Raw genomic sequence first — 21,903 nt, 5'->3', positions numbered from 1 at the left:
GTCGCGGTGGACGCGGCAGGAGGAGGCAGGGTGGCGGCAGGTCCCGACCCGGCGACCGGCGGGGTGTCGAACCACCGCCGGCGACGCTTCGACGTCCGCGTCGTTCCGCATCGCCGCCGCTCGCCGTTCCGGTTGCGGGACTGGCGGATGAGCACCAAGCTGGCCACCGTGCTGGTGGTGCCGTCTCTGGCGTTCCTGGTGCTCGCGGGCGTGCAGACCAGCGCCCTGGTCGGACGGACGACCGCGCTCAACGACTTCTCCCGGCAGGTCGACATCGGCCGGCAGATCACCGCGGTGGTTGACCAGCTCCAGCAGGAGCGGGATCGCTCGGCGGGTGAGCTGGGCGAGCTGCGCCGCGGTGGCGACCGGCAGGCCGCCGCCAGCGCGTTGCGGCCGTTGCAGGTGGCCTCCGACCGGGCGATGGCCGACCTGAGTCGAGCGGCCCGACCGCTGGCCGACGCCGACGCGTCCTGGCGGGTGGCCTTCTCCGAGGCGCAGGAGGCGTACGACCAGGTGATCGACATCCGTCCGGCGATCCCGCCGGCGGTGCTCAGCAACGACACCATCCTGAGCAACTACCACCGGGCCGTGGGCGCGCTGCTGGATCTGCTCGCCGAGCCGACGCCGGGTCAGGACCAGGCGGCGCTGAGCGACTCGGTGCTGCGCTACGTGCAGCTGGCCCGGGTCAAGGAGCTCTCCTCCCGGGTCCGCGCCCAGCTCTACGCCGCCGCCCGCGCCGGTCGCTACGGCACGGAGGACCGGGTGCTCCTCAGCGATCTGCGCGCCCAGCAGTTGACCGCCCTCGGCGCGTTCCGCGTGGCCGCCACCTCGGATCAGATCCGCCGGTACGACGAGACGTCGGTGAACCCGCTGTTCCTGGTCGCCGCCCAGTTGGAGGAGCGCAGCCTGCCGGTGGGGAACGCCGCGCCCGAGGTGCTGCCGTCGGAGCAGTGGTGGTCGGCGAGCCAGCAGCGCCAGGAGTTGCTGCGTCAGGTCGAGGCAGGTGTCCTGGACGACGCGGTACGCCAGGCCGACGATGCCAGCAGCGGCCAGTTGCGGACCACCCTGCTGGTGGTCGGCGGTGTCGTCGCCGTCCTGCTTGTCGCCCTGCTGATCTCACTGCTGGTGGGGCGGTCGGTCGCCCGGTCGATGCGGCTGCTGCGCAGCCAGGCTCTGCGCATCGCGCAGATCGAGCTGCCGGACGCGTTGGATCGGCTGCGGACCGTCACCGGCGGCGTGCCGGGCATCGAGGTCGCGCCGGCGGTGGTCCGTTCGCTCGACGAGATCGGTGAGCTGGCGGAGGCGTTCGTGGCGGTGCACCGCAGCGCGGTGACCGTCGCCGTCGAGCAGGCGTTGATGCGCCGCAACGTCAACGCGATGTTCGTCAACCTGGCCCGCCGCAGCCAGGTGCTCGTGGAGCGCCAACTGGAGCTGCTCGACGACCTGGAGCGCGAGGAGAGCGACCCGGACCAGCTCGACAACCTGTTCAAACTGGACCACCTGGCGGCCCGGATGCGCCGCAACGACGAGAGCCTGCTGGTGCTCGCCGGTACGGACTCGACCCGTCGGTGGAACCGTCCGGTGGGTCTCGGCACCGTGCTGCTGGCCGCCGCCGCCGAGATCGAGCAGTACCAGCGGGTCCGGCTGGATTCGGTGGGCGAGGTCAACGTGCTCGGGCACGCGGTCGGGGAACTGGTGCACATGCTGGCGGAGCTGCTGGAGAACGCGACGGCGTTCTCCCGGCCGGACACGGTGGTGCTGGTGAACGCCCGGGCCGAGGCTTCCGCCGCGTTGATCGAGATCGTGGACGACGGCCTGGGCATGAGTCCGGCAGCGCTTGCCGAGGCGAACGCCGTGCTGGCCACCCCGCCGGCCGCGGACGTCGCGGCGGTCGAGCGGATGGGCCTGTTCGTGGTCAGCCACCTGGCGAGCCGGCTGGGCGTGCGGGTGCAGCTCGACGCGGGCCAGGGCGGGCTGGTCGCGCGGCTGGTGCTGCCGGCCGCCCTGCTGGCGCCGGCAGGTGCGGTGGAGTTGGACCCGCCGGCGCCGGCCCGGATGCTGGCGGCCAGTGCCGCGCGGGGCGCCGCGGCGCAGCGGATGTCGGGGGCGTCCCGCTCCGCTGCTGCCCGTGGGCCGGCCGCCGCGCCGCTGGACCTGCCGGTGGCCGGCCGTCCGCCGGCAGCAGCCGTGCCGCGTCAGACCCGACCCGTGCCGGTACGCGCCGAGGACGTGTTGGCCCCGGCCGCCGCCGCAGCCTCGGACGACGGTGGCGGCTGGTGGTCCCGGCAGGGGCCGACCCCGGGGGCGGCGGCCCCCGGCCCGGCCGTGCCGCCCGCCACTCCTGTCACGGCCGGCACGAACGAGCGGGGCCTGCCGGTACGGGTGCCGATGGCGCAGCTTTCCGCGGTCACCCGTCCGGCCCAGCCGGAGTCGGCGCCGACGCGCGCCGAGCTGGACCCGGAGGCGGTCGGCGGCATGCTCTCCCGGCTCTACAACGGAGTGCGGCGTGCCGAGGCCGAGGACACCACCGAGATACCGGTGCCACCCTCGTGGGGGCACGACGAAGGAGGACGACGACAGTGACGACGTTGAGCCAGGAGGCACGTGACCTGAGCTGGCTGGTGAGCGCGTTCGCCGACCGGGTGCCGGGTGTGGCGCACGCGGTGGTGGTCTCCTCCGACGGGCTGCTGGTGGCGATCTCCGATCATCTGCCCCGCGACCACGCGGACAAGCTCGCCGCGGTGACGTCCGGGTTGATGAGCATCACTGCGGGCGCGGCGCAGATGTTCGACGGCGACATCGTCAAGCAGACGGTCGTCGAGATGGGCCGGGGCTACTTCCTGGTGATGCAGGTGCGTGACGGGTCGATCCTGGCCACGCTCGCGGCAGGCGACGCGGACATCGGCGTGGTGGGCTACGAGATGGCCCGGTTGGCGAAGCAGGCGGGGGAGATGCTCACCCCTGCGTTGCGGGCGGAGTTGCAGCAGGCGCTGCCCCGCTGAGCGTTTCCGACCGTGACCCGGACGGTCACCGGCTCACCCGGAGCCGAGCCGTCCGGGCCCGGCCGTCCGGGCGGCCTGCTCAGAAACCGCCCTCGGCGATGACGGAGCGGTACCAGTGGGCGCTGCGCTTGAGCACCCGGCGCTGGGTGGCGTAGTCCACGTAGACCAGGCCCCAGCGTTGGTCGTACCCCTCGTCCCACTCGAAGTTGTCGAGCATCGACCACACGTGGAAGCTCTCCAGCGGCACTCCGGCGCCGATGGCGCGGTGCGCGGCGGTCAGGTGGTCGCGCAGGAAGGTGATCCGGCCACTGTCGTCGACGGTGTCGTCCCCGGCCAGGGTGTCGGGGGTGGGCAGGCCGTTCTCGGTGACGGTGAGCGGGATCGGGCCGTAGTCACGGGTGACCCGGGTCAGGATGTCGTACATCCCGTCGGGGTAGATCTGCTGCCAACCGGCCTCGGAGGTCGGCCAGCGGTGTTCGGTGCTGCCGTCGGCGGTGACGTAGATGGGCGTGTAGTACTGCACGGCCAGCAGGTCGACCGGGGACGAGATCACCGCGAGGTCATCGTCGTGGATGCCGCGAACCATCCGGCTCTGCGGGCCCAGGTCGGCAAGCACGTCCTGCGGGTAGCTGCCCTTGAGCAGCGAGTCGAGGTAGAGGCGGTTCTCGTAGCCGTCGTAGAGCTGGGCGGCGGCGGTGGCCTCGGGGGAGTCGTCGGTGGGGTAGCAGGGGTGCAGGTTGAGGGCGGGGCCGATCCGGCCGGTGGCGTTGCCGGCGCGCAGCGCGCGCACCGCGAGGCCGTGGGCCAGTTGGAGGTGGTGAGCGACGAGGTAGGCGGCGTCCGGGTCCTGGCGTCCGGGCGCGTGGTGGCCCATCAGGTAGCCGTTCTGCACGACGGTCTTGGGCTCGTTGATGGTGAGCCAGACCGGCACCCGGTCACCGAGGGCGGTGAAGACCGCGTCGGCGTAGTCGGCGAAGCGGTGGGCGGTGTCGCGGGACTCCCAGCCGCCGGCGTCCTGCAACGCCTGCGGCAGGTCCCAGTGGAACAGGGTGGCCATCGGGGCGATGCCGCGCTCGTGCAGGCCGTCCAGGAGCCGGCGGTAGAAGTCGAGCCCGCGCTGGTTGGGCGTGCCGGTGCCGTCGGGCTGGACGCGGGGCCAGGAGATGGAGAAGCGGTAGCTGCGCAGACCGAGGTCGCGCATCAGGTCGAGGTCTTCGGCGTACCGGTGGTAGTGGTCGGCGGCCACGTCGCCGGTGTCGCCGTTGCGGGTGCGCCCGGGGACACGGCTGAAGGTGTCCCAGACCGACTCGCCGCGGCCGTCCTCCTTGGCAGCGCCCTCGATCTGGTAGGCGGAGGTGGCCGCGCCCCAGCCGAAGTCGCGGGGAAAGCGCAGCGGGCCGGCGGGCCCGGTAGGTATCGACATGGATTCTCCTCGTGGATACGGGGCCGCCGCCGAGATTCGGGAGCGCTCCCAGGATAGGCCAGGAGCGGCCGGCCCCGTGAGCCGGCCGTCACGGCGGCCGGACATGGCGGGTCGAGGCGGGTGAGGGCCCCGGACAGCGAACGAGGCCGACCGGGCGGCGCTTCGCGCCTGTCCCGTCGGCCTCTTTTCCCATTGTGTACGGGGGTTTAGTGTGGGGACGGGGGAGGGCAACCCCCGTCCCCACCGTAACTGCACACACACGGGCGGAATTTGGGTCCTGCCGTGCGTGTCGCGCGGGAGCCGGGCCACGCGAGTGGCTCTGGTTCCACCTCCCTCCCTGTGGCGGGATGATGGCTGACGGCGGCGTCCGGGCTGGCCCGCCGTCGGCCTTCGGGTTGGTTCCCCGGGCCCGCCACGAGGACGGTCCCGGTGATCTTCCAGTTGGAACCTTTGTCGATGGAAGCGCTCCCATCGACCGATGTTGCGACTGTAACCCCCGTCACGCCTTTGTGAAAGACCCAAAACGAGATCGAAACAACTGGGTGATCCTGTCCCCAGCGCGCTTGTTGTGGGAGCGCTTCCATGGCAGACTGTCGATTCAACGCGACAGGAGCCAGATCGCGTGGGCGCGGGTCCGCCGAGGGCAGCCGGCAGCACGACTTCCGGTCACGGCACCCGAACGCAGCCGGCGGGACCCCCTCCCGCCGGGCCGCACCGCCGCACCCCGGCCGGGCCCGGGGCGACCACCTTCCCGGCGCCTCGAATCCCCCGCGTACCACCACACCCCGCGGGCAGGCGCCACGCCGGGGACCACCCCGGCCTGGTCCGAGGAGACACCGCGCACATGAGACAACTGGCACGACGCCGCCGAGTGGCGATCATCGCCGCCGCCGCGCTCGTCATCGGCGGGGTGACCCTGCCCGCCGGCGCCGCGCAGGCCGCACCCGCCTGCGACGTGGTCTACGCGACCAACGACTGGAACAACGGCTTCACCGCAAACGTCACCATCAAGAACCTGGGCGACGCGGTCAGCAACTGGACGCTCAAGTGGACCTTCCCGAACAGCAGCCAGCGGGTCACCCAGGGCTGGTCGGCCAGGTTCAGCCAGACGGGCAGTGAGGTCACCGCGACGAACGAGTCGTACAACGGCAACCTCGGCACCGGCGCCTCCACCACCATCGGCTTCAACGGCTCCTACTCGGGCAGCAACCCGAAGCCCACCTCGTTCACCCTGAACGGCACCTCCTGCAACGGCACCCCGGCCAACCAGCCGCCGTCGGTCTCCCTCAGCCTGCCGACCGGGCCGTTCACCGCGCCCGCCGACGTGCCGCTGACGGCCACCGCCAGCGACCCGGACGGGACGATCAGCAAGGTCGAGTTCTACCGCAACGGCCTGCTGATCAACACCGACACCAGCGCGCCGTACGCGTACACGCAGGAGGACCTGCCGGCCGGCAGCTACACCGTGCAGGCCAAGGCGTACGACAACGCCAACGGCATCGGTGTCGCCGAGAAGGCGTTCACCGTCGGCGCCGCCAGCGGCCCGACGCTTATCGCCACGCCGTCCGCGGTGAGCGTGAACGAGGGTGGCACGACCACCTTCAACCTGAAGCTCAGCGCCGCGCCGAGCTCAAGCGTGCCGGTCACCCTCACCCCCAGCGGGGACACCGACGTCACGGTCTCGCCGACAAGCGCCACGCTGACGTCGAGCAACTGGAACACCGGGGTCACCGTCACCGTCGCCGCGGCGGAGGACACCGACACCGTCGGCGGCGCCGCCACCATCACCGCGTCCGCCACCGGTCTCGCGTCCCTGGCGGTCACCGCCACCGAGATCGACAACGACACCCCCGGCGGCGACAACGCCTACATCAAGAAGTTCCTCGACCAGTACGGCAAGATCAAGAACTCGGGTTACTTCAGCCCCGAGGGCGTGCCGTACCACTCGGTCGAGACGCTCATCGTCGAGGCGCCCGACTACGGCCACGAGACCACCTCGGAGGCGTTCAGCTTCTGGATCTGGCTGGAGGCCCAGTACGGCCGCGTCACCCAGAACTGGGCGCCGTTCAACAACGCCTGGACGGTGATGGAGAAGTACATCATCCCGTCGCACGCCGACCAGCCCACCGCGGGCTCCGCCGGCACGCCGCAGTACGCCGCGGAGTACAACCTGCCCAGCCAGTACCCGTCCGCGTTGCAGCCCAACATCTCCGTCGGGCAGGACCCGCTGCGTTCGGAGCTGCAGTCCACCTACGGCACCGGCGACATCTACGGCATGCACTGGCTGATGGACGTCGACAACACCTACGGCTTCGGCCACTGCGGTGACGGCACCACCAAGCCGGCGTACATCAACACCTTCCAGCGGGGCACCCAGGAGTCGGTGTGGGAGACCGTCCCGCAGCCGTCCTGCGACACCTTCAAGCACGGCGGTCAGTACGGCTACCTCGACCTCTTCGTCAAGGACACCGGCGCTCCCGCCAAGCAGTGGAAGTACACGAACGCCCCGGACGCCGACGCACGCGCCGTGCAGGCCGCGTACTGGGCGCTGACCTGGGCGAAGGCGCAGGGCAAGCAGGCCGACGTCGCCGCCACCGTCGCCAAGGCCGCCAAGATGGGCGACTACCTGCGGTACGCGATGTTCGACAAGTACTTCAAGAAGATCGGCAACTGCGTCGGGGCCAGCACCTGCCCCGCCGGCAGCGGCAAGGACTCGGCGCACTACCTGCTGTCCTGGTACTACGCCTGGGGCGGCGCGTACGACGCCAGCCAGAACTGGTCCTGGCGGATCGGCTCCAGCCACAACCACTTCGGCTACCAGAACCCGTTCGCGGCCTGGGCGCTCACCAACACCCCGGAGCTCAAGCCGCAGTCGTCGACCGCGGTCGCCGACTGGACCAAGAGCTTCGACCGTCAGCTGGAGTTCTACACCTGGCTGCAGTCCAGCGAGGGCGGCATCGCCGGCGGCGCGACCAACAGCTGGGACGGCAGCTACGCCCAGCCGCCGTCGGGCACCAGCACCTTCTACGGCATGTTCTACGACGTCGACCCGGTCTACAACGACCCGCCGTCGAACCAGTGGTTCGGCATGCAGGCGTGGTCGATGCAGCGCATCGCCGAGCTGTACCTGCAGACCGGCAACGCGAAGGCCAAGGCGCTGCTGGACAAGTGGGTGCCCTGGGCGATCGCCAACACGACAGTCGGCACCAACTGGTCGATCCCGTCGGACATGAAGTGGACCGGCCAGCCGACCACCTGGAACCCGTCCAGCCCGCAGCCCAACACCAACCTGCACGTCGAGGTGATCAGCAAGGGCCAGGACGTCGGCGTCGCCGCCTCCTACGCCCGGATCCTGATCGCGTACGCCGCCAAGTCGGGCAACGCGGCGGCGAAGACCACCGCCAAGGGGCTCCTCGACGCGCTCGACGCCGCCAGTGACGCGAAGGGCGTCTCCACCACCGAGACGCGTGGCGACTACAAGCGCTTCGACGACACCTACGACGCGTCCACCGGGCAGGGCCTCTACGTCCCGCCGGGCTGGACCGGGAAGATGCCCAACGGCGACGCCATCGCCGCCGGGAAGAGCTTCCTCGACATCCGGTCCTTCTACAAGAACGACCCGGACTGGCCCAAGGTGCAGGCGTACCTGAACGGTGGCCCGGAACCCACGTTCAATTACCACCGCTTCTGGGCGCAGGCCGACGTGGCCATGGCATACGCCGACTACGGGAGCCTGTTCCCGAACGGCTGAGAGCGACCCGGGGTGGGTGGAGTGCCCCGCCCACCCCGGGGTTCGGCCGGGTCCGGGGGAACGACGGGACCCGGCCGGCGGACGGCCTGACACCCACGGTCAGGCCGGGGTGGGCCGGTCATCTGGTCAACGCAGCGGGTCGACCGGCCCACCCCACCGCCCGGACTGAAGACTGCCGCGAAAAAGCCCAGAAATTCGGGCTGGCGCGGGATCACACCGATGAGGATGACGGAGTAACGTACGTCACCGGAGAGGCCGCTCCCCCCGTGGCGGCCTCTCCACTTTTATGCCCGTCGAGGCCCCTTCCCGGCCGGCTCGTCGGGCCGGTTGTCCGGGCCGCCGACGACCGGGTGACGCAGCCCCGGGTGCCCGGCCGGCAGCGACCGGCGCACCACCACCCAACTCACGGCAAGCGCCGCCGCGACCAGCGGCCAGGTCAACGCGACCCGGGCGACCACGAGCGCGAGCACCTGCCCACCCAGGTAGAGCGGGACGAGCACCGCCAGCCGCACCAGGTAGGTCGCCGTCCACACCCAACTGCCCCGGCCGTACCCCCGCAACAGCGCCGGATCCCGTCGCCACCGGGCCCGCTGGCCCAGCGCCGTGCCGACCAGTATGCCGAGCAGCGGCCAGCGCACCACGATGCTCACGGCCCAGGCCAGCGCGCTGGCGCCGTTCGACAGCAACTGGATCAGAAAGAAGTTCTCGGCCCGGCCGGTCAGCGCCGCGATCAGCGCCGCGACGCAGACGGCGAGCAGCCCGATCAGCACCGAGCGCGGCCGGTCACCCCGCCGCAGGCGTACGCCGGCCACCACGACGCCCGCGGCGAGCGCCGCGCCCACCCCGGCCCACAGCGACTCGTCGCCGAGCAGCCAGCCCAGCGCGAACGCCACAGGCGGCAGGGTGGCGTCGACCGCGCCACGCCACCCGCCCAGCAGGTCCGCCAGAGACTCGGGCCGGGCCGCCCCACCGGCGCCCGGACCGGCCGTCGTCGACCCGCCCGGACCGGCCGTCGTCGGCCCGTCCGGACCGGGCTTGACCTGGCCGGACTCCCGCTCCGGTGTGCCGCCCACCGCCACCTCCTCGCCTCCGCCTCAACCTAACCGCCGGGAGCCGGTGGGCCACCGGCCGACCGGCCGGCACCGGCCGCTACGGTGTGCGGATGCGCGCGACGGCACGGGGTTGGACCGCGGTCTGGTTGGTCGTACTGGCCCTCGTCCAGGCGGCTGCCTTCCTCGCCGTCTGGCGGGTTGCCGTGCATACCGAGATCGGCCAGTGGATCGACACGGTCGCCCTGACGGGCAACGAGATCGGCCACGATCGCATCGACGGGCCGGTGGACCGGATCCTCAACGCGATGTCGATCGTCTCCCTGCTCGTCGCCACCGCGATGATCGGCTTCATCGCGCTCATCCGGGGGCGGATCGCCCTTGCCGTCACCGCGACCCTGCTCATCGCCGGAGCGAACGTCTCCACCCAACTGCTCAAGTACGGCCTGAGCCGGCCCGACCTCGGCCTCGACCCCGATCGCGCCGCGGTGGGCAACAGTCTCCCCAGTGGGCACACCGCCGTGGCCGCGTCGGTGGCGCTCGCGCTCATGCTCGTCCTGCCGCCCAAGGTGCGGGCCGTCGGCGCCTTCGTCGGCGCGAGTTACGCCGCAATCGCCGGGGTGGCGACCCTCTCCGCCGGCTGGCACCGACCCAGCGACGCGGTCGCCGCCTACCTGGTGGTGGGCGTCTGGGCGGCGCTGGCCGGCCTGGTCCTGCTGATCACCCAGCGCGAGCAGGCCCAGATCGCGTCCGGCGACGCCCACCGTGTCGCCGCGATCGTGCTCGGCGTGGCCGGTGTCCTCGCGCTGATCGCCTCCGGCCTGGCCCTCACCTGGCTGGTGGACCTGCGCGGAACCGGCCCGGAGGAGTTGAGCCGCCGCCCGCTCTTCGTCGGGTACGCGGGCAGCGCCGCCGGCATCGCCGGCACCATGGCGCTGGTGATGGCGCTGGTGCTGACCGTCGTGCACCGGCTGGTGCCCCGGGTCAAGGGCTGAGTCGACAGGTGGACCCGGTTCGCGCGGCGTTCCGTGCCGAGTGCGCACGGCTCACCGGCATCCTGTCCGAGGTGGACGACGCCGACCTCGACCGGCCCACCCCCTGCCCGCCGTGGACAGTCCGTGAGTTGATCGCACACGTCCGCACCGGCGCCGGGCGGCTGGCCGACATGCTCGCCGCCTCCGCCCCGCCGCGCGCCGAGGTCGACGCCGCCAGCTACTTCGGCGCGGCCAAGTTCACCTCGGAGGTGGACGCCGCCCGGATCGACGCCGCCCGGTCCGAAGCAGCGCGGTCCGAAGCAGCGCGGTCCGTAGCAGCGCGGTCCGAAGCAGCGCGGTCCGTAGCAGCGCGGATGGACGCCGCGCGGTCCGAAGCAGCGCGGTCCGAAGCAGCGCGGATGGACGCCGCCCGGTCCGAAGCAGCGCGGTCCGACGCCGCGCGGTCCGAAGCAGCGCGGTCCGAAGCAGCGCGGATGGACGCCGCGCCGTCTGACGCCGCGCGGTCCGGCGCCGCGCGGTCCGAGGCCGCGCGGTCCGACTCTGCGCGTTCCGAGGCCGCGCGATCCGACTCTGCGCGGATGGACGCCGCGCCGTCCGACGCCGTGCGGATCGGTGGCAGCGGGCGGGTTGCGGGGCAGGTGGGGCGGGCGGCGCTGGCGATCGAGTTCGAACAGACCTGGCAGGCTGCCGACGCCGCGGTCGCTGACGCCCCATCCGAGCGGGTGGTCCAGACCCGGCATGGTGACGCGATGAGCCTCACCGAGTTCCTGCGGACGCGCGTGGTCGAGGTGGGAGTGCATGGCCTGGACCTGGCCGCCGCGCTGGGCCGACCGCCGTGGCTCACCCCGCAGGCGGAGGTGGTGATCGCCGACCTGCTCACCGGTGGGCGACCGGCGCCGGCGGGGTTGCGGTGGGATCGGTTGACAGTGATCCGCAAGACTACCGGGCGGGCGACGCTGACAGTCGCGGAACAGGCGGCGATCGATGCCGCCGGCTTCCGCTGGCTCGTCTTCGGTCGCTGACCTACCTACCGGCCAGGCCGGCGTCACCACCGCCCACGAGGCGGCGTGAGCCCGGCCCATGCGGCCCAAGATTCGCGCAACTTCGGGGAAACTGCTGCCTCGCCGGCCCCTGATGCAGCAGTTTCCCCGAAACTGTGCGGATCTTTAACGGCGTCGGCACGGCGTCGCCACGGCGTCGGCACGGCGTCGCCACGGCGTCGGCACGGCGTCGGCACGGCGTCGCCACGGCGTCGGCACGGCGTCGCCACGGCGTCGGCACGGCGTCGGCACGGCGTCGCCACGGCGTCGGCACGGCGTCGTCCCGGGATAGCCAGCCAGGCTGGTGGTCAGCTCGCCTTGCGCGGCGCGGGCACGTGCGGGGCGACGCCCCGCAGGTGCGTGAGCACCACCGGGTCGATCCGCCCCGGCACCAGCCGCTCCTCCAGGTTCTCCAGCCCCGCCCAGGAGACCAGCGCCGCCTCGGCCCCGGCGTGGCCCACCGGATGGCCCAGCGCGGTGAGCAACGCCGCCACCTCGTCGGCGACCGCGCCGCTCAGGTCGAGCAGGGTCGCCGGGTCGGGTCGGCTGAACAGCATGGTGTGCACGGCCAGCAGTCGACCCAGCTCGGTGACCGGGTCGGGATGGTCGTCCACCCGCAGGTCGACCAGCACGTCGCTGGTGCCGCCGTACCCTCCGCCGCGCTCGACCACCAGCAGGCCCGCGCTCTGCCGGCCCCGCCGGTCCCCGCCGGCCTCGTCACCGGCGCGCAGCGCGGCGACCAGCCGCTCGGCGAACGGCAGCGCCGTGGAGGCCAGCCACGCGTCGCCCAGCGCGTCGACGACCTCCGGGCCGGTGAGCACGTTGCCCTGCGCGGCCCAGCCGTCACCGGTCCGCCCGCCCGCCCACGGGTGGCAGGCCGGGCCGGTCCAGCTCGCGCCCGGGCCGCTGCCACCCACCACGCCGAGCTGCCGGTGCTCCCGCTCGGCGTCGGCGGCGACCAGGCCGGCCACCACGTCGGCGGCGGCCACCCCGGTGCGGAGCAGCGTCAGCCCCTGCGGGCGGTAGGCGAGGTTGACGTGCGCCTGGGTGGCCAGCGCGCCGACCTCGGCCTCCGCCGCCGGCACCAACGCGCCGGCGGCGAGGAACTTGCTGGCCACGACGACTCCGTGGCGGCGGCCGTCGGCGGAGCGGGCGACGAGGGAGAAGGTCACCCGCCGAGACTAACCGGCCTCGGGGCGTACGCCGACGGGTCAGAACGGCGTCGCGGCGGCCTCCGGCGGCGCGCCGTGCGCCCGGCGGGCGTCCGCGACCGCGACGCCGCCCAGCACGAGCACGCCGGTGGCCGACGCGAGCAACCCCGGCAGGAACAGCAGCGGTACGGCGGCCGCCGCCAGCACCAGGACGGCGATCCACCGCGACGGCGAGATCCGCCCGAACACCTCGTACTCGAAACGGGCCCGGCCGGCCAGGAACAGCGCGGGTCCACCGAGCACCACGACCAGCCACGACGCCGGGGGGTGGCCCAACGGATGCTCGATGATCAGCTCGTAGCCGATCGCAGTGGCGGCCAGGCCGATCACCATGACCAGGTGCGTGTCGGCCGCCGAGCGCCCGATGTTGGCCGGATGTCGGGCCTTCATCACCGCCTCGCCCAGGATCTGCCCGGCGCGCTGGACGTAGATCCGCCACAGCAGGATCGACGTGGCCACCGCCAGCGTGATCGCCCACACCTGCCCCGACTCGCCCGTCCCCCTGGTGTAGGCGAAGCCGGCCACCAGGATCGTCTCGCCCAGCGCGACGAGGAAGAACTGCTGGTACCGCTCGGCCAGGTGCTCCCCGGCGATCTCCCACTTCGAGACCGTCGACCGGCCCAGCCCCGGCACCGGCCAGCCCCACCGGGCGTCCAGGTACTCGACGAGCAGGGCCGCCGCCCAGAGCATCACCTGCGCGTTGGTGGGCAGCAGCGCTCCGACGATCCACAACACCCCGGTGGCGGCGAACACCACAGTCATGCGGACCTTCAACCGGCGGTACGGGTGCGGACCCAGCGCGACCGCCAGGATCAGCGGCCGGGACACCTGCGCGACCACGTACGCCACCGCGAACATCAACCCGGTCTGGCTGAACGCCCGGGGGATCGCCACCCCCATCACCATGCTGCACACCAACGCGATCAACACCACGGCCTGCAGGGACAGCCGGTACGGGTCATAGCGGCTGGTCGTCCACGCGGTCCCCTGCCAGACCGCCCAGAGCGCGAGCAGCAACAGCAACGTCTTGCCGCCGCCGGTGACCACCGCCGCGCCGTGGTCGGCCTCCGGGTCGGTCAGGTCCTCGAACGCGCGCGTGGAGATCCGGGTGAGGGCGAAGACGTAGACCAGGTCGAAGAAGAGTTCCAGGAAGGTGGCCCGGCCGGGCGCGGCCGCCGAGGCGACGGGCTCCAGGCGCCCAGATTCCCTGAAACCCATGGTCAGCGGCCTGCGCCGATGCTCCGGTCCACCCCGAAGTCGTAGCACCCCGGTCCGCGCGCACGGCCGGAAACCGGCGATTCTGCCCACTTCGGGGATCTTGCTCGCGGGCCCCGTCAACGGGCACGATCGACCGGTGACGAATCGATGGGGCATGACTGTGCCGTTGGGCGGGATCCCGCTTGCCGATCACGAGGCGGTCTACGCGACCCTCGATCGCGCCGGGTTCACCGACGTCTGGTCGTCCGAGGTCGCCGGTACCGACGCGTTCACCCCGCTGGCGCTGGCGGCGGCGTGGCAGCCACGGCTGCGGCTGGGCACCGCGATCACCCCGGTCTTCACCCGTGGCCCCGGGCTGCTCGCCATGAGCGCGGCGGCGCTCGCCGAGGCGGCCCCGGGCCGGTTCGCGCTCGGCATCGGCGCGTCCTCGCCGGTGCTCGTCCGGGACTGGAACGCGGTGCGGTTCGACGAGCCGTTCCGACGCACCCGCGACGTCCTGCGGTTCCTGCGCGCCGCGCTGCGCGGCGAGACGGTGGACGAGGTCTACGACACCTTCACCGTGCGCCGGTTCACCCTCGAACGTCCACCGGCGGTGCCGCCGCCGATCCTGCTCGCCGCGCTGCGCCCGGGCATGCTCCGGCTCGCCGGCGCGGAAGCCGACGGCGTCATCCTCAACTGGCTCAGCGCCGACGACGTGCCGCGGACCCTCGCCGAGCTGGGCGAGCGCCGGGCCGGCTTCGAGGTCGCCGCACGGATCTTCGTCTGCCCCACCGAGGACGCCACGTACGCCCGGACACTCGGCCGCCGGCTGATCACCAGCTACCTCACCGTGCCGGCGTACGCCGAGTTCCACCGCTGGCTCGGCCGCGACGAGGTCCTCGCGCCGATGTGGCAGGCGTGGGCCGCCGGTGACCGGCGCGGCGCCAGCGCAGCCGTCCCTGACGAGGTGGTCGACGCCCTGGTGCTGCACGGCTCACCGGAGCGGTGCCGAGCCCAGGTCCGCCGCTACGCGGACGCCGGAGTCCAGGTGCCGGTCCTCGCGTTGCTGCCGACCCCGGAGGTGAGCGCCGGCAGCGCCGCCGCGCTGATGACCCTCATCGCCCGGTTGGGCACCGAGCCCGTGGGAGCGTCGGCGTGAACCTGACCGACCGGATCGCGGTGGTCACCGGCGGCGCCGGCGGCATCGGGGCGGCTCTGTCGCGGCGCTTCGCCGCCGAGGGCGCCGCCGCGGTGGTGGTCGCCGACCTGGACGCCGAGGCGGCCCACGCGGTGGCCGAGGGCATCGGCCCGGTGGCGCACGCCGCCGCCCTCGACGTCACCGACGAGGCGCAGGTCCGCGCGCTCGTCGACGACACCGAACGGCGCTTCGGCCGCATCGACCTGTTCTGCGCCAACGCGGGGGTGACCACCGGCGGGGGAGTGGAGGTCGACGACGCGGCCTGGGACCGCGCGTGGCGGGTGAACGTACTCGCCCACGTCTACTCGACCCGGGCGGTGCTGCCCGGCATGCTCGCCCGCGGCGGCGGCCACCTGCTGCACACCTGCTCGGCGGCGGGGGTGCTGACCGCGGTGGGCGACGCCGCCTACACCGCGACGAAGCACGCCTCGGTGGGCTTCGCCGAGTGGCTCGCCATCACCTACCGTGACCGGGGCATCCGGGTCAGCGCCCTCTGCCCGCAGGGAGTGGACACCCCGATGCTCGCCGACGGCATCGTCGAGGGTCACCTGGGCGCGCGGGTGATCGCCGCCTCCGGAGCGGTGCTCACCCCGGACCAGGTCGCCGAGGCGACAATCGCCGGGCTGGCCGAGGAGCGGTTCCTGATCCTGCCGCACCCGGAGGTCGCCGACTACGCGCGCCGCCGCGCCGAGGACCCGGACGGCTGGCAGGCCGGCCTCCGCAAGCTGGTCCGCCGGCTGACCGCCTGACCGCCGCTACCGCTCGGGCACGCGCGCGATGGCGAGGAGGTGCGCGCTCGACGCGACAAGCGCCGACTCGCTGGAGTACACCCGAGCGAGGTCCAGCGCGCCACCGAAGACCGTCTCCTCCGCCGTGCCGCCGATTGCTGCCTCCGCTGCCGTCCACGCCGGACCCTCGACCCCGTGCACGACCACCTCGGTCAACCCCGCCGCCAGGCACTCGTCGGTGATCTCCTCGACCCGGTGGAAGTAGGCGTGGGTGAAACCGATCCGCGGGTCGTTGGTGCCGTCGGTGAGCAGCGAGCGTGCCTCCGCGAGAGTCCGCTCGTCCAGTCGGCCGGTGGCCGCGAAGTCCAGCGCCCCCGCGAACCGCGAGATGACCGCCGCCACGACCCGGCCACCGGGGCGGGTGACGCGGACGGCCTCCCGTAGGGCCCGTAGCCGATCCGCGCGCCGCACCAGGTGATAGAGCGGGCCCAGCAGCAGCGCGGCGTCGAACGTGTCGCCGGCGTAGGGGAGGGCACGCGCGTCGGCGACCTGCGCTTCGATGGACGGCTGGCCAGCACGGGCGTGTGCGACGTGACCCGGCACCAGGTCCACGAGGCGCACCTCGTGACCGGCGGAGACGAGCGCGCGAGCGTACGCGCCTGTGCCGCCGCCGACATCCAGGACGCGGGCGCCGGTTTTCGGCAGGAGATCCCGCAGGAGTTCCAGCGTCCGGATCCACTCCAGACGGGCCTGGGGTCGCCCGGTCAGCCGCTGGTCCTCACGGTAGTGCTGCGTGTAGTAGTCGACGATGTCGCTCGAATGCTGGTCCACACGCTGATGGTCTTCGCCGTGCCGCGCGCGCGCCAACGCATTTCACCAGTCGACCGACCCGTCGGCACGAGCCGGGCGGGCGGCGGTGGGGAACCGGGCATCCCCCGGCGACGGGAGCGGGTTCCCCTCCGCCGGGGAGGACCAGACCGTCCAGCGGCGCAGATCATCGGTGCATGACTGTCGCCGCTCGTCCTCGCCCATCCGCAGCGTCCGGCCCGACCAGACCGTGGGCGGTGGCGTGCGTCGTCTTCGTCGCGGGTGAGGTGGCTCTGCGTCTGTACTGGATCGCGGGTGGCCGGTGGGGGTACACCGCCTGCGACCGCACCGATCTGGTCGACCCCGGGGGTGGGTGCGGCGCCGACCGCGTCGAGTCGCTGCCCTTCGGGGCGGGATGGGGAGCGGTGGGAGCCGGCGTCGTCCTCGCGGCGGTGGTCCTCCACGCGGTCCGGTTCCCCGGCCGCCTCGCGTCGGCGGTCAGTTGGGCCGCGGCGGCCCTGCTGGCGGTCCTCGCCTTCCCGCTGCACCTGATCTTCGAGCTGCCAGCCGCGTTGTCGGGGCGTCCCTCGGACTGGCGTGACCTGGGCGGCCGGCTCGCGCTGGTGGCCGGTGGCGTCCTGTTCGCCGGGCTCGCGAACGCCTCCGGTCCCCGGCGTGCGCCGGTGGCCGCCGGCTACCGTCCGGTGCCACGGTGGGCACGCCGTTGGGCGTACGCGGCCGTCGCTCTACCGGTCGTGGGCTGGGCCGTGCCGCACGGGCTCTGGGCGCTCGGCGTTCCGTTCGGCATTCCCGCGGGGGATTTGAACGACAACCGCGGGGGCCTCTCGACATGGACAGGCGTGGCGATCACGCTCGTTCCGCCGCTCGCCGGCCTGCTCGTTCTCGGGCTGGTACAGCGGTGGGGGCAGCAGTTCCCCGCTTGGGTGCCGGGGCTGCGCGGTCGACCGGTTCCCCGGCTGTTGGCGCTGATCCCGGCCGGGGCGGTGGCGCTCACGCTCGTCACCTACGGCGTGTTGAGCGGTGGCATCGCCGTCGGCCGACTGGTGACGGGCGAGCTGTCCTGGTCCGAGGTGGCGCAGGAGTGGGCGGTGGCCGCCACGTTGCTGGTGTTCCTCGGCTGGGGAGTCGCGCTGGGCGTCACGACCACGGGTTACGCCCGCACCACCCGAGCACGCCAGGAGCAGACGGCCACCGCAGGCATGTCGTCGTGAGGCTGGCGTTGCGTCCACAATCGCCAGCGCCTCCGCGGCTCTGGCCCGCACAGATCGGAGCAACCATGAGCCCCGCTGACGTCGGCCGCACCTGGGCGGCCGCCCCGAACCCCTGGGCCGTCCGGGCCGCCTACGCCGTCCCGCTCTGCGTCCTGCCGTCCGCGCTGTGGCGACTGTCGCTCGTGTTCACCGACAGCGCCGTCACGACCTGGTACATGATCTTCCTGTCCGTCCTGTCGATGGGACTGGCGCTGCTGACACTCGGGCTGGTGCAGCGCTGGGGACAACGGCTGCCGGGCTGGGTGCCGGTGCTGGGCGGTCGCCGGGTCCCGGCGCGCGCAGTTGTGCTCGTCGCGCTGATCGGCGGATCGTTGCTGGTCGCCATCTGCGCGTACTTCCTCCTGAACCAGAGGTTTCATTTCGTGCAGCGCACGTGGGTCGGAGTCGGAGAAGACGAACCGGTGCACCCGCGTCCCGGCTGGGAGGTGCTCCGGTACTACGCCCCGATGCTGGCCTGGGGGCCGCTCGTCATAGCCGTGGCCGTTGACTACGGTCGTCGGGCGGCCCTGGTTCGATCACCGGCCCGATAACGTCCGTCGACGCGAGAGCATCCCTGCCCCGAGGCGGATGGGTTCCTGATCACTGCGGAGAGCGGCGGGCTCGGCGCAGGGGACCTGGGTCGAGCGACCAGAGCAGGCGACGCCACCGGGGGCGCGCGGAGCGCAGGGTGGCCACGTAGGCGGTGGCCACCTCGGCGGCCTGGGCCGCCTGATCAGGCGTTGCGGCACCCGGGGCGAAGCCCACCTGATTGAGCAGGGCCGCCAACTCGTCGACGGCCGGCCCGTCGTCGCCGGCCGGCTCGTGGCGGGGCACGCCGCTGCTGGTTGCGCCGCTGCTGGTTGCGCGGCCTCCGGTCGTGCCGCCTCCGGTCGTGCCCGCTCGGGCGTCGGAGAGGGCCTGCCGGGCCCGCGCGGCGACCTCGGTCGCCGCCAGGTCGTCGCCGACCGGGCGGCCGGCCAGTCGCAACGCGTCGGTGACCTCCCGCCAGGCGCCGGCGATGCGCTGGCCGGGGTCACCCCGCACCAGCCGGTTGCGGGAGAGGGAGCGGCGCATCGCCAACAGGGTCAGCAGCAGCGCCCCCACCACGAGCAGCAGACCACCGCTGCCACCCGCGACCAGCACCGGCGTGGACACGCCACCTCGTACCGGCGGCCCGTCGGCGGCGGCTGCCGGCTCCGGCGACGCCGTCGGCTCCACTGTGGGCGCCGGCACCTCCGACGGCGGCGGGTCCTCCGGGGTCGGACGGAAGTCCTCCTCCACCGGCCTCGGCTCGTTCTCCGGGCGGGGCAGCGGGTCGAAGGCCACCCAGCCCAACCCGTCGAAGAGCACCTCCGGCCAGGCGTACGCGTCACCGGCCCGCACCGGCCCCTGCCCACCGGACTCGAAGCCGACCACCACCCGCGTCGGCAGCCCGGAGAGCCGGCCCAGCACCGCGAACGCCGCCGCGAACTGCTCCGACGTGCCCCGCTGCCCGCCCCCGTTGCGCGGGCCGAAGAGGAAGAAGGCCAGGTTCGGGTACGCGTGCCCGCTCGGCGCGTCCGCCACCACCCGGTAGTGCTCGGCCAGGAACTGCTCGATCGCCGCCGCCCGCGCGTACGGGGCGCCGTTCTCCTCGGCGAGCTGAGCCGCCAGCCGCCGCATTGGGTCGGGCACCCCGTCGGCGACCCGCAGCACCCGGGCCACCTCCTCGCCGGCCGGCACGTTCGCGGTGGCCAGCAGATTGTTGTCCGGGCGCTCCCGGGCCGACGTCACCGTGTACCGCAGCCCCGGCGTCAGCCCCTCCGGCCGGATCAGCGTCCCCGTCGCCGGGTCGTACGCCACCCGCGCGCCGCTGACCTCACGCGGCGTCGCCACGGCCGGGAGCAGCCGACCACTCAGCTCCGCCACGGTGATCTCCTGCCGAACCGTCTCCACCGCGCTGTCCCGGGTCGGCGCGGTGGCCGGCAGGATCCGCCCCGCGTTGCGGTACGTCGCACCGACCCGCCAGGTGATCCCGTCGTAGTCGCTGAGCACCGCCAACCGGATCCGCACGCTGCGGGACGACGTCGGGTCGTCCGCCGCGCCGGTCGCCGTCGCGTCGTCCGCGCCGCCGGGCGGTGGTGCGACGCCCATCGTGCGCACGTCGAGAAGCTTCTGCTCCGGGCGCAGCGCCCACCCGGAGATCCGGATCAGCGGGTTCTCGTCGAGCGTCTGCACCTGTGGCGGCTCCACGTACCGGCGCGGGTCCACCGGCCGCCCGTCGACCTGACCGGCGACCACCGGGCCGAGCAGCGCGACCAGGCCGATCACCAGGGCCACGCCGAGCGCCGCCGACGCCGCCAGCCGAAGCCGCACCGCCGCGCGCATCCCCGGGGCGAGACCTGCCGTCGGGTCACCGCCAGCCGGCGACGCACCCGACGGCGCGGCCAGCCCGACCGCCGCGATCGCGACGAAGGCAACAGTCGTCCCGATCGCCGGTTCGGCGTTCGGACCGACCACGTAGAGGGCCGCGGCGTAGAGCCCCGCCGCCGGCAGGTAGCCGAGCAGCACCCGGCCGGTGCGCAGCGCCACCTCCGCCCCCGCCAGGCCGGCCAGCCACGCCGCCACCACCGGGACCAGCACCGTGTCCGGTGTGGGCTCCACCGGGATCATCGCGGTGAGCAGCCGGGGAATACCATTGCGCGCCGCGTCCGCGCTCACCTCCAGCAGGCTTCCCGGCAGATCGGCGCGGGCGGCGGCCAGCCGCAACGACCACAGCGTCCAACCGGCCAACGCCGCCATCGACACCGGCGCGACAAGCCAGGACGGCAGCCGTCGGGCGGCCACGCTTACCAGCACCGAGCCCACCGCCGCGCCGATGACCAGCCGGGTCAGCAGGTCGCCCGCGTACACCCGGCCGAGCACCACCCCGGCGAGCCCGGTGAGCGCGATCAGCGCCAGCGGCACGACGGCCGCCCGCAGCGCGTGTACCACCCGCCCGGTCGCGCCGCCGGCTGGCGACGGCGTCCGCCGCGGGTCCGTCGCCGCGACGTCCGGCGCGCGCAGCGGCTCGACGCCCGTCACCACCGGCGTACCCCGTCCCACTCGGCGGCGAACTGTGCGCCGTCCACCGCGTCGACCACCACCAGGCCGGCCGTGCCCGCAGGCGTCGGCTCGGCCGCCCCGAACACCCCGACCACCACCGAGGGGTACGCGCCGCGCAGCGCACCGACGTGTCCCAACCCGTCCCGCCCACCGGGGCCGGTCAGGAAGATCAGCGTGTCGCCGAGCCGGTCCTGGCGCAGCCGGGTGGTGACCGCGTGCAACGCGTCGTCCTCGTCGGACAGTTCGGCGGCGGCGAGCCGGTCCAGCGGCGGCATCTCGCCGGCCCCCGCCGGCCCGCGCTCGATCAGCTCCGGGCCGACCAGCAGCATCACCACCGGCAGGTCCGCACGGTGTGCGGCGGTGACGACCGACGCCGCCGCCTCGCAGGCGGACTCGAACGACTCGGCCACCCCGTCCACCTGCTGCGGGTGCGCGGCGGCGCGGTTGTCCAGGAGGACGATCAGGCGGGGCAGGCTGGTGTCCACGTTCTCGCGCACCATCAGCTCGCCGACCCGGGCGCTCGTACGCCAGTGCACCCGACGCAGGTCGTCACCCACCACGTACTCCCGCAGCGAATTGAACGTGATCGACCCGTTCGGCACCCCGTCCACCCGGCCGTCGAGGCTGCGCCCCGCGCCGGTGGGCACCGCCGTCAGCGGATGGATCCGCGGGTGCACCCAGACCGGCGCCGTCTCTCCGTACGGGCGGGCCAACGCCACCAGACCCAACGGGTCGCGCCGGGTGACCCGCAGCGGACCGACCGGCACCACCCCCCGACGGACGGTCGGCACGTCGTAGCGGACCTCGGTGTCCCGACCCGGCCGCAGGCGCAGCAGCGGCACGGGCACCGCACGGCTGCCGCACCGGTCCTCGGCCAGCAGATTCGCCGACCGCAGCCGGCCGGCGTTGCGGACGGTGAGCGTCATGCTCGCCGGCTCCCCGCGCGCCACCCGGTCCGGGTCCGCCCGGCGGCTGACCAGCAGGCGAGGCCGCCAGGCCGCGGTAAGCGCCGCGTAGCCGACTGCCGCGCCGGCCGCCGCGCCGAGCAACGTCAACTCGGGGTACGCGAAGCGGAACCCCAGGCCGAGCAGGACGACAGCGGCGACGAGCAGCCCGACCCCGCGGGCGGTGATCCCCATGGCGCTGC

16 protein-coding genes and 1 pseudogene are annotated in these 21,903 nt (G+C 73.4%); 10 read left to right on the top strand and 7 right to left on the bottom strand.

Annotation, left to right across the window (positions count from 1 at the left end):
* The first annotated feature begins 30 nt into the window (after nucleotides 1-30).
* Both OOJ91_RS09260 and OOJ91_RS09255 read left to right on the top strand, forming a co-directional pair.
* On the top strand, nucleotides 31-2,583 hold the full coding sequence (locus OOJ91_RS09260; RefSeq protein ID WP_266244222.1) for a sensor histidine kinase: 2,553 nt from the start codon (nucleotides 31-33) through the stop codon (nucleotides 2,581-2,583).
* Nucleotides 2,580-3,002, top strand: a complete 423-nt coding sequence (locus OOJ91_RS09255) for a roadblock/LC7 domain-containing protein (protein WP_266244221.1) — start codon at nucleotides 2,580-2,582, stop codon at nucleotides 3,000-3,002. The genes OOJ91_RS09260 and OOJ91_RS09255 overlap by 4 nt, the downstream gene beginning before the upstream one ends.
* A gap of 79 nt (nucleotides 3,003-3,081) precedes the next feature.
* Here the strand turns inward: OOJ91_RS09255 and OOJ91_RS09250 are convergent, their stop codons facing one another.
* Nucleotides 3,082-4,425, bottom strand: a complete 1,344-nt coding sequence (locus tag OOJ91_RS09250; protein WP_266244220.1) for a GH1 family beta-glucosidase — start codon at nucleotides 4,423-4,425, stop codon at nucleotides 3,082-3,084.
* Nucleotides 4,426-5,269: 844 nt separating this feature from the next.
* On the opposite strand from OOJ91_RS09250, the gene OOJ91_RS09245 reads away from it, so the two are divergent.
* Entirely contained in the window at nucleotides 5,270-8,176 is a 2,907-nt protein-coding gene (locus tag OOJ91_RS09245; protein WP_266244219.1) for a glycoside hydrolase family 48 protein, read from the top strand.
* Between the two features lie 284 nt (nucleotides 8,177-8,460).
* Here the strand turns inward: OOJ91_RS09245 and OOJ91_RS09240 are convergent, their stop codons facing one another.
* Nucleotides 8,461-9,114 (bottom strand): DUF3159 domain-containing protein, encoded by a 654-nt coding sequence (locus tag OOJ91_RS09240; RefSeq protein ID WP_266245327.1) that lies wholly within the window; start codon nucleotides 9,112-9,114, stop codon nucleotides 8,461-8,463.
* 218 nt (nucleotides 9,115-9,332) lie between these two features.
* On the opposite strand from OOJ91_RS09240, the gene OOJ91_RS09235 reads away from it, so the two are divergent.
* From OOJ91_RS09235 to OOJ91_RS34565, 3 genes and pseudogenes are all read left to right on the top strand, one after another.
* Nucleotides 9,333-10,220 (top strand): phosphatase PAP2 family protein, encoded by an 888-nt coding sequence (locus OOJ91_RS09235; RefSeq protein ID WP_266244218.1) that lies wholly within the window; start codon nucleotides 9,333-9,335, stop codon nucleotides 10,218-10,220.
* Nucleotides 10,221-10,228: 8 nt separating this feature from the next.
* Nucleotides 10,229-10,555 (top strand): annotated as a pseudogene (locus OOJ91_RS09230) (maleylpyruvate isomerase N-terminal domain-containing protein); the annotation flags it as partial.
* A gap of 18 nt (nucleotides 10,556-10,573) precedes the next feature.
* The gene (locus OOJ91_RS34565; RefSeq protein WP_439117056.1) at nucleotides 10,574-11,242 is read left to right on the top strand and encodes a maleylpyruvate isomerase N-terminal domain-containing protein; all 669 of its coding nucleotides are present in this window, start codon (nucleotides 10,574-10,576) and stop codon (nucleotides 11,240-11,242) included.
* A 326-nt stretch (nucleotides 11,243-11,568) separates the two neighbouring features.
* On the opposite strand, the gene OOJ91_RS09220 is transcribed toward OOJ91_RS34565, so the two are convergent.
* Both OOJ91_RS09220 and OOJ91_RS09215 read right to left on the bottom strand, forming a co-directional pair.
* Nucleotides 11,569-12,432, bottom strand: coding sequence for a DUF1028 domain-containing protein (locus OOJ91_RS09220; protein ID WP_266244217.1), 864 nt, complete (start codon nucleotides 12,430-12,432; stop codon nucleotides 11,569-11,571).
* 39 nt (nucleotides 12,433-12,471) lie between these two features.
* Complete coding sequence (locus OOJ91_RS09215; RefSeq protein ID WP_266244216.1) at nucleotides 12,472-13,689, bottom strand: low temperature requirement protein A; 1,218 nt, start codon at nucleotides 13,687-13,689, stop codon at nucleotides 12,472-12,474.
* A gap of 154 nt (nucleotides 13,690-13,843) precedes the next feature.
* Between OOJ91_RS09215 and OOJ91_RS09210 the strand changes: the two genes are divergently transcribed.
* Nucleotides 13,844-14,827 (top strand): LLM class F420-dependent oxidoreductase, encoded by a 984-nt coding sequence (locus OOJ91_RS09210; RefSeq protein ID WP_266245325.1) that lies wholly within the window; start codon nucleotides 13,844-13,846, stop codon nucleotides 14,825-14,827.
* Nucleotides 14,824-15,615 (top strand): SDR family oxidoreductase, encoded by a 792-nt coding sequence (locus tag OOJ91_RS09205; protein ID WP_266244215.1) that lies wholly within the window; start codon nucleotides 14,824-14,826, stop codon nucleotides 15,613-15,615. The genes OOJ91_RS09210 and OOJ91_RS09205 overlap by 4 nt, the downstream gene beginning before the upstream one ends.
* 6 nt (nucleotides 15,616-15,621) lie before the next feature.
* On the opposite strand, the gene OOJ91_RS09200 is transcribed toward OOJ91_RS09205, so the two are convergent.
* Nucleotides 15,622-16,425: a class I SAM-dependent methyltransferase gene (locus OOJ91_RS09200; protein ID WP_266244214.1), complete on the bottom strand. Its 804-nt coding sequence runs from the start codon at nucleotides 16,423-16,425 to the stop codon at nucleotides 15,622-15,624.
* Between the two features lie 263 nt (nucleotides 16,426-16,688).
* Here OOJ91_RS09200 and OOJ91_RS09195 point away from each other — a divergent pair, with 263 nt between their 5' ends.
* Both OOJ91_RS09195 and OOJ91_RS09190 read left to right on the top strand, forming a co-directional pair.
* Entirely contained in the window at nucleotides 16,689-17,633 is a 945-nt protein-coding gene (locus OOJ91_RS09195; protein ID WP_266244213.1) for a hypothetical protein, read from the top strand.
* Between the two features lie 65 nt (nucleotides 17,634-17,698).
* Nucleotides 17,699-18,223, top strand: a complete 525-nt coding sequence (locus OOJ91_RS09190) for a hypothetical protein (protein WP_266244212.1) — start codon at nucleotides 17,699-17,701, stop codon at nucleotides 18,221-18,223.
* Nucleotides 18,224-18,272: 49 nt separating this feature from the next.
* On the opposite strand, the gene OOJ91_RS09185 is transcribed toward OOJ91_RS09190, so the two are convergent.
* Nucleotides 18,273-20,756 (bottom strand): transglutaminaseTgpA domain-containing protein, encoded by a 2,484-nt coding sequence (locus tag OOJ91_RS09185; protein WP_439117034.1) that lies wholly within the window; start codon nucleotides 20,754-20,756, stop codon nucleotides 18,273-18,275.
* Complete coding sequence (locus OOJ91_RS09180) at nucleotides 20,732-21,895, bottom strand: DUF58 domain-containing protein (RefSeq protein WP_266244211.1); 1,164 nt, start codon at nucleotides 21,893-21,895, stop codon at nucleotides 20,732-20,734. Before OOJ91_RS09180 ends, OOJ91_RS09185 begins: the two co-directional genes overlap by 25 nt.
* Nucleotides 21,896-21,903 lie beyond the last annotated feature (8 nt).

The sequence above is a fragment of the Micromonospora lupini genome (assembly GCF_026342015.1).
Classification (GTDB): domain Bacteria; phylum Actinomycetota; class Actinomycetes; order Mycobacteriales; family Micromonosporaceae; genus Micromonospora; species Micromonospora lupini_B.
The sequence above is the reverse complement of the archived record's forward strand: the minus strand, read 5'-3'. Positions and strand labels throughout refer to the sequence as shown.

Bases quoted from the DNA above. Each gene is read 5' to 3' on its own strand.
- OOJ91_RS09250 (WP_266244220.1), bottom strand. From the start codon at position 4,425: ATGTCGATACCTACCGGGCCCGCCGGCCCGCTGCGCTTTCCCCGCGAC.
- OOJ91_RS09245 (WP_266244219.1), top strand. From the start codon at position 5,270: ATGAGACAACTGGCACGACGCCGCCGAGTGGCGATCATCGCCGCCGCC.
- OOJ91_RS34565 (WP_439117056.1), top strand. From the start codon at position 10,574: ATGGACGCCGCGCGGTCCGAAGCAGCGCGGTCCGAAGCAGCGCGGATG.
- OOJ91_RS09215 (WP_266244216.1), bottom strand. From the start codon at position 13,689: ATGGGTTTCAGGGAATCTGGGCGCCTGGAGCCCGTCGCCTCGGCGGCC.
- OOJ91_RS09210 (WP_266245325.1), top strand. From the start codon at position 13,844: ATGACTGTGCCGTTGGGCGGGATCCCGCTTGCCGATCACGAGGCGGTC.
- OOJ91_RS09190 (WP_266244212.1), top strand. From the start codon at position 17,699: ATGAGCCCCGCTGACGTCGGCCGCACCTGGGCGGCCGCCCCGAACCCC.
- OOJ91_RS09180 (WP_266244211.1), bottom strand. From the start codon at position 21,895: ATGGGGATCACCGCCCGCGGGGTCGGGCTGCTCGTCGCCGCTGTCGTC.